Origin of the sequence: Methylophilus sp. (genome assembly GCF_052437885.1) — a bacterium.
Classification (GTDB): domain Bacteria; phylum Pseudomonadota; class Gammaproteobacteria; order Burkholderiales; family Methylophilaceae; genus Methylophilus.
In genome coordinates, this window is record NZ_JBQVPB010000001.1 from 372,059 (window position 1) to 379,498 (window position 7,440).

At 55.2% G+C, this 7,440-nt stretch carries 5 protein-coding genes; 4 read left to right on the top strand and 1 reads right to left on the bottom strand.

Annotated elements, in window-relative coordinates:
- The first annotated feature begins 137 nt into the window (after positions 1-137).
- From ACT6RZ_RS01825 to ACT6RZ_RS01840, 4 genes are read left to right on the top strand one after another with little or no spacing between them, the layout of a single operon-like run.
- Complete coding sequence (locus ACT6RZ_RS01825; RefSeq protein WP_444700487.1) at positions 138-1,556, top strand: TolC family protein; 1,419 nt, start codon at positions 138-140, stop codon at positions 1,554-1,556.
- 14 nt (positions 1,557-1,570) lie between these two features.
- Entirely contained in the window at positions 1,571-2,851 is a 1,281-nt protein-coding gene (locus ACT6RZ_RS01830) for an efflux RND transporter periplasmic adaptor subunit (RefSeq protein WP_444700475.1), read from the top strand.
- Positions 2,852-2,864: 13 nt separating this feature from the next.
- A complete protein-coding gene (locus ACT6RZ_RS01835; RefSeq protein ID WP_444700476.1) occupies positions 2,865-3,575 on the top strand; it encodes an ABC transporter ATP-binding protein in 711 nt (236 codons plus the stop codon).
- A gap of 42 nt (positions 3,576-3,617) precedes the next feature.
- On the top strand, positions 3,618-4,844 hold the full coding sequence (locus ACT6RZ_RS01840; RefSeq protein ID WP_444700477.1) for an ABC transporter permease: 1,227 nt from the start codon (positions 3,618-3,620) through the stop codon (positions 4,842-4,844).
- Positions 4,845-4,874: 30 nt separating this feature from the next.
- Here ACT6RZ_RS01840 and ACT6RZ_RS01845 read toward each other — a convergent pair whose 3' ends face one another.
- Positions 4,875-6,665, bottom strand: a complete 1,791-nt coding sequence (locus ACT6RZ_RS01845) for a GspE/PulE family protein (protein WP_444700478.1) — start codon at positions 6,663-6,665, stop codon at positions 4,875-4,877.
- Positions 6,666-7,440: the final 775 nt, after the last annotated feature.

Below are 7,440 nucleotides of genomic sequence, written 5' to 3' on the forward strand. Positions count from 1 at the left end.
AATGGCCTATGCGTCAGGCAGTAACAACGAGCTGAGCAGTCGGCCAGGAACGTATCAAAATGTATCGCTCTCTTTCAGCGACCACCCCTCTCCATTAAGATAGCGCATCTGCTTTCCCCTAAGTGAATGATTTGAATATCCTGTGCAAGTTTTTATTTTTAGCATGCTTATGCCTGACCGGGTGGGCACAGGCACAGGAGTCGTTGTGGTACGACGATGGCGATCCGCTGGAAACCCGGATCAATACGCTGCCTAAGATTCCCGGAACTTATTCGGGTGATACGTGTGCACAAGTGCGGTTGGATCAGGCGCTGACGCTTGCGGACGTGGCGGATATCAGTTTGTGTAATAATCCGCAGGCCAATGAGGTCTGGGCCAGCGCACGCTTTCAGGCGGCGCAACTGGGGGTGGCTAAATCGGCTTATTTGCCGGTGGTGACAGATACCCTGGGTAGCAATGTCGGCGTATTGAGCCCGCAACTGGCTACCCGCAGCAACCCGAATATGACGGTGTCTAACAACCTGGTGGCCAGTTACCTGCTGTACGATTTTGGCAACCGCAAAGCCAATCTCGAAAATGCGCGGCAATTGCTGCTGGCAGCCAGTGCCACGCAAAGTAGCGTGGTGCAGAATATATTGCTGACGACCATTGTTTCTTATTACCAGGTGCAAGCCAATATTGCTGCCCTGGCTGCTGCGCGCGAAGCCGAGCGGGCGGGGGAAGAAAGCTTTAAGGCCGCCAATGCGCGCTATACGGCGGGGGTGGCGACGCCGGCAGATAAGTTGCAGGCGCAAACCGCTTATGCGCAGCTGACCCTGCAGCGCATCACTATCGAGGGTAACCTTAAAATTGCTTATGGCAACCTGGCGAATGTCATGGGTTTGCCTGCCAACCGCAGCATCGTGCTGGCCAGCAGCGCGAGTGAAGCACCGCCGCATATTCTTGAAGATGTGCAATTGTTTATTGAGCAAGCCGGGCAGCGGCGGCCGGACCTGGTAGCCAGTGAGGCACAGGTGAAAGCGGCTGAGGCGAATATTGATGCCAGCAAGGCATTGAGCAAGCCTACTATTTCAATCGGGGTTTCCAATAGTTTGCAGGACGGCTCACAGCTGGCCGGTAACAGCGCGACCACGCTCGGTGTGACGGTGGCTATCCCGATCTTTGCCGGTTACGCGCCGACTTACCGCATACGCGCGGCTGAGGCGACGGCTGATCTGCGTACTGCCCAGCGTGACCGCTTGCGTTTGCAGATCTCGCTGGATGTGTGGAGTGCTTACCAGAATCTGCGCACCGCCTTGCAGTCTATGACTGCCAGCCAGACTTTGCTCGAAAGCGCCGAGCAGTCCTACCGTGTGGCATTGGGGCGCTATAAAGCCGGCGTTGGCAATATCATTGATACGCTGAATGCGCAGAGCGCGCTGGCAAACGCGCGCCAGCAGAATATCCAGGCCGGACTCAATTCGAATGTGGCGCGCGCCACGCTGGCACAGTCTATGGGTGCGCTTGATCATGCCATGATCCAGTCACTGCCAGGCACGGCGGCCTCTAATAATTAAGCGGATCCGACACTATGAAAAGCATCAAAAAAATACTGGTTGTGCTACTGCTGCTTGGCGTTGCGGCTGCCACTTACCTATATTACAAGCAGACACATCAACCCAGGCCAGAAGACCTGTACCGGCTGGATGAGATCACACAAGGCAATATAGAGCAGACCGTGGCCGCCAATGGCACGCTCAACCCGGTCAGCCTGATCAGCGTCGGTACCCAGGTCTCCGGCATCGTCAGAAAGATCTATGTAGACTTTAATGATGTGGTTAAAAAAGACCAGGTGTTGATGGAGCTGGATAATGCGATCTTTAACGCACAGATTGCACAGTCTAAAGGCAGTGTGAGAAATAACGAGGCAGCGGTGGAACTGGCCGTCGCTAATGAAAAACGTATGCGCGAATTGTATGCCCAGGAATATGTCTCCAAACAGGAGCTGGATACGGCCGTGCAGGTACGCAAATCGGCCAAGGCACAGTTGGAAACCGCACGCGGCTTGCTGGCGCGTGATGTGACCAACCTGAATTTCAGCATCATCCGTTCGCCGGTATCTGGCGTGGTCGTCAATCGGGTGGTGGATGTCGGGCAGACGGTGGCCGCGAGTTTCCAGACCCCGACTTTGATCCAGATCGCGCAGGACCTGGCAAAGATGCAGATAGATACCAGTTTTGCCGAAGCGGATATCGGCAAGATCAAAGAGGGCCAGAAAGTGAGTTTTAATGTAGACGCTTTCCCTGACCGCAATTTTGATGGCGTGGTCAAGCAACTCAGGTTGAATTCAACCAATACTTCCAATGTGGTCACCTATAACGCGGTGGTGTCGGTAGATAACAGCGACCTGACTTTGCTGCCCGGCATGACTGCCTATGTGAATATTATTGTTGACCGTGCGCGTCACGCCTTGCTGGTGCCCAATGCCGCCTTGCGCTATAAACCAAAGCTGGCCGAGGCTGAGCAGAAAGCATTGGAGCAACTGCCTGCAGGGGAGCGTAAAAAAGACTGGAAAAACCGCGCTGGTAGAGATGGCGCGGGCAGAGAAGGCGTTGACAGACGCTCAGGCAAAGGCGGCCGCGAGCAACACCACGGCAGCCGTGAACTGGCGGTGGGTAAGCTGTATGTATTAAAAGCCGGCAAACCAGAAATGGTGCGCGTGCACATAGGCATGACAGATGGCCGCTCCACGGTGGTGACTGGAGACGGGCTGGCGGCGGGTGACCAGGTGATCGTCAGTGAACTGCAGGCTGATGGCCAGGGTAAGGCCACCGCCAACAATAATGGCCCGCGCGGCCCAAGAATGTTTTAGGTCAGCAGGCATCATGCAACAGCATGTGATAGAAGTGAATCATCTCTACAAGGCGTATCAAACGCCCGCCGGGCCTTTCCCGGTGCTGGTCGATGTGAACCTGCAAGTGGCGCAGGGTGATTATGTCGCCATTATGGGACCTTCCGGCTCAGGTAAATCGACTTTTATGAATATACTGGGTTGCCTGGATATGCCTAGCGCTGGCAGTTATGTGCTGGATGGCTATGCAGTCGCCACCATGGCCGCAGACGAAGTCGCCAGGGTGCGTAATAAAACCATAGGCTTTGTGTTTCAGGGCTTTAATTTGCTGGCGCGATCCAGCTTGCTGGATAACGTCGCCCTGCCGCTGGTATATGCCGGGCTAAGCAAAGAGGAGCGACATGCACGCGCCAGTGAGTTATTAAAAAAAGTGGGCCTGAGCAAACATATGCAATCGCGGCCCAATCAGATCTCTGGCGGTCAGCAGCAACGGGTGGCCATTGCGCGTGCGCTGGTCAACCAGCCCCGCTTGATACTTGCCGACGAGCCCACCGGCAATCTCGATAGCACCACCAGTGAGGAGATCATGGCGATTTTTGATGGCCTGAACCAGGAAGGGATCACCATCGTGCTAGTCACGCACGAGACGGATATCGCCGAGCATGCCAGACGCCAGATCCGCTTTCTGGATGGCAAGGTGGTAGAAGATACCAGCCATCACGCCCAGACCGGGCGGGCGATCTGATGCCAGTCCACTCCATAGATCACGCATCAACAGGAGCCTGCCATGTTTAGCGCGATGCTGGGCGAGGCCTGGCACGCCATGGGCGCTAACCGCCTGCGCACTTTTTTGACCATGCTGGGCATGGTGATAGGCGTGGGTGCGGTGGTGCTGATGATGGCGATAGGCCAGGGCGCCGAAGCCTCGGTGAAACGCTCTATCAATGCCATGGGTAGCCATTTGTTTGTGGTGCTGTCGGGTCCGCCCCGTATTGGTGGCGCGCGATCCGCCACCGGCAATGCGCCTTCGCTGAATGTGAAAGACGCGAACGCGATAGGCGAGCTGGATGGGGTGACTGGCGTGGCACCGGTGACTACCGGCAAGGGCCAGGTAGTGTATGCCAGCAATAACTGGAATACCGATATCATAGGCACCACTGCCAGTTACCTGGACGTCAGGTCATGGAATCTGGCAGCCGGGTATGCTTTTCTGGATTCGGATACCCGCTCTGCCACCCGCGTGGCGCTAATGGGTAAAACCGTGGTGCAGAACCTGTTTGGCGATGATGATATAGACCCTGTCGGCAAAACCATACGCATCAACCAGCGGCCATTCGTGGTGTTGGGTGTGCTGGATAGCAAAGGTCAAACTCTGGATGGCAGGGACCAGGATGACACTATCATCGTACCGCTGACCACCGCGCAGAGAAAATTATTTGGTAACCAGCTGCCCGGCTCGGTGCGGCAGATTATTGTGCAGGCAGAATCAGATGCGGTGATGGGCATGGTTGAAGATGCGCTGAATAGCCTGCTTAACCAGCGCCATAATATCCGTGAGGGCGCCGATAGCGATTTTTCAGTGCGTAACCTGACGGCTATCGCCAATTCGGCCGCCGAAACCGCACGTACCATGTCTTTATTGCTGGGCGCGATCGCTTCGGTGTCGCTGCTGGTCGGCGGTATAGGCATCATGAATATCATGCTGGTATCGGTGACTGAGCGCACGCGCGAGATCGGCGTGCGCATGGCCATAGGCGCGCGCGAGCGCGATATCCTGATGCAATTCCTGCTCGAAGCCATCATGATCTCCACCGTTGGCTGCCTGATAGGCATAGTCATCGGCGTAGGTGGGGCTGTGCTGGTGAGTGTATTCACGCAGGCCGAAGTGATCGTTTCCAGCCAGTCGGTGTTGATCGCTTTTAGCGTGGCTGTGAGTATAGGGATATTCTTTGGCTTTTACCCGGCCAGAAAAGCGGCCAGGTTAAACCCGATAGAAGCATTGCGTTACCAGTGATCGCCACTTAAGCGACAAAATAATGCATGCTTAATCCATTTCTATCGGTGGCGCGACTTTCAACACTTCTTCCACCGTAGTCATGCCTGCGGCCACTTTTTCGGCGCCGTTGAGCATCAATGGCTGCAACCCGGCCTGGGTCGCTGCCTGGCGTAGCTGTAACAGGTCGGTTTCTGGTGTGATCAGTTTACGGATGGCTGGCGTGAGGGTGAGCATCTCATAAATGCCGGTGCGCCCGCGATAGCCGGTGTTGCGGCATTCCTGGCAACCGACGGCTTGCATGACCTTGTGTGGTTTGGCCGCTTTGAACGGGCGGGTGATACTGCTCCATTCAGCATCAGAAATCTGGCCTTCAGTTTTGCAATGCGGACACAAGGTACGCACCAGGCGCTGCGCCATAATGCCCAGCAGGCTGGAATGTATCAGGTAAGCCGGCACGCCCAGGTCCAGCAGGCGTGTAATGGCAGACGGCGCGTCGTTAGTGTGCAGGGTGGAAAGTACCAGATGCCCGGTCAGTGCCGCCTGGATCGCCATATCCGCTGTTTGCTGGTCGCGAATCTCGCCGACCATGATAATGTCGGGGTCCTGGCGCATCAGCGTGCGTATGCCCTCGGCAAAGCCAAGACCGATATTCTGTGTCACCTGCATCTGGTTGAATGCCGGTTCTATCATCTCTATCGGGTCTTCTACCGTGCACACGTTGACCTCATCGGTCGCCAGTTGTTTGAGCGTGGTATACAGCGTGGTGGTTTTACCCGAGCCGGTCGGCCCGGTGACCAGGATAATGCCGTTCGGCTGGTGCGTCCATTGCGCCCATAGCTCGCTCTGGCGTGTGGAGAAACCGAGCAACTGGAAATCCTGCACCAGGACATCCGGTTTGAAGATACGCATCACCAGCTTTTCGCCAAAAGCCGTCGGCATGGTCGAGAGACGCAATTCTATCTCCTTGCCATCGCTGCTCACGGTTTTCAGGCGGCCATCTTGCGGACGGCGTTTTTCCACCATATCCATACGCCCCAGCAGCTTGATACGGCTGGTGATCGCATTCATGATATTGCTGGGCAGTTGATACACCTGGTGCAACACGCCATCAATGCGAAAGCGCATCAGCCCCAGATTGCGGCGAGGTTCCAGGTGGATATCACTGGCGCGCTGTTCAAAAGCGTATTTAAACAGCCAGTCCACAATGTTGACCACATGTTGCTCATTGGCATCCAGCTGGCGGTCTTTACCCAGCTCGATCAATTGCTCAAAATTCTGTACGCCGACGATTTGCCCGGCTTTGGCCGCATTGGCAGAATTGATCGCGGCAGAAAGCTGGTAGACCTCGGGTAAATAACGCTGCAGATCGAGCGGGTTGACCATCACCACCTGGATCTGCAGTTTCAGCATGCGCTCAAGGTCAGGCAACCACTCCTGATGGAAAGGGTCTGCCGTGGCTATGGTCGCTACACCTGCTTTTACAGTGATAGGCATGATGCGCAGGCGCTCGGCATAAGCCTGTGACACGATCTGTGCGGCGGCACTGAAATCCAGTTTCAGCGGGTCTATCTGGTAGAAAGGGACTTCAGCCTGCTCAGCGACAAAGCGGCTCAGAGTGTCTATCGTCAGCAGTTGTGATGGCTTGTGCAGGTCAGGCCATTTCTGGTCGGCGACGATCACGATAGGATGTATCCGGGAGCTGTCGCGCTTACGGTCCTGGTGCAGTTTTTCTGCCAGTGATTTTTCCGCACGGCCATGCGTGACCAGCAAGCGCAGCAAGTCAGACAGGCGCAGGCTATGTATCACTTTCGGCAGTAAGAATTTGGTTGGACTATTCATGTCACATACAGGCAGGAGGACTTGCAGGTGATGCAAGACTCATGCCATTGCAAAGTGGCAGGAATGGTCACATTCGGAATGTTGAGCGGCTAGCCAGACGGCAGAAGGCATCGTGCATGCGCAAACCTTCATTGCTACACCAGTCCGTCATTCCGGTGGAGGCTGGAAAACGTAGCGTAGCGAAGTTTCGAGGGACGGCCATCCAGGCAAGGCTCATGGCTAGCTTTGTTCCAGTAGAGCACAACTGCTGCACTTTGCTATGCGGTTTTAATCGGTATTTCTTTGGATGGTTTTTCGCTCTGTTTTACCGTTGTTTTTCGCCTCTAGGCGAGTTACTTTTCTTTGCTTGCCCAAAGAAAATGTAACCAAAAGAAATGCACCCTAGCTTCCGCTTGTTTCCTGCGTTGCTCAACTTAGGACTTTCGTCCGTTGCTTTGCCGGACTTAGGCATAAGCGGTCGCGAAACTCGCCCTAGCGGCCTGCAAAGGGCGCAGGCCACCGCGGAGCTCAGACAGTCGCTCCCTTCCTCCTTATTTTGACTCCGCTACTCGGCGCGTCAGATAGGGGCCCGTTTAGACCCACCACGTTTAGATGGTGGTAAAGCTCAAACTGCAGAGGGCGCTTAGTAACCCTCTTAACTTCCAAGACTAAAACCAACCCACCCACCAGTTCTTTGGGTTGGTTGGTTGGTGGGTGGGTGGGTTTTGTTTCGTTTTTCCTTTGATTTACTTCACTGGTTGCGCGGGAATAAATGCGGCGAGTCTCAGCTTAACTG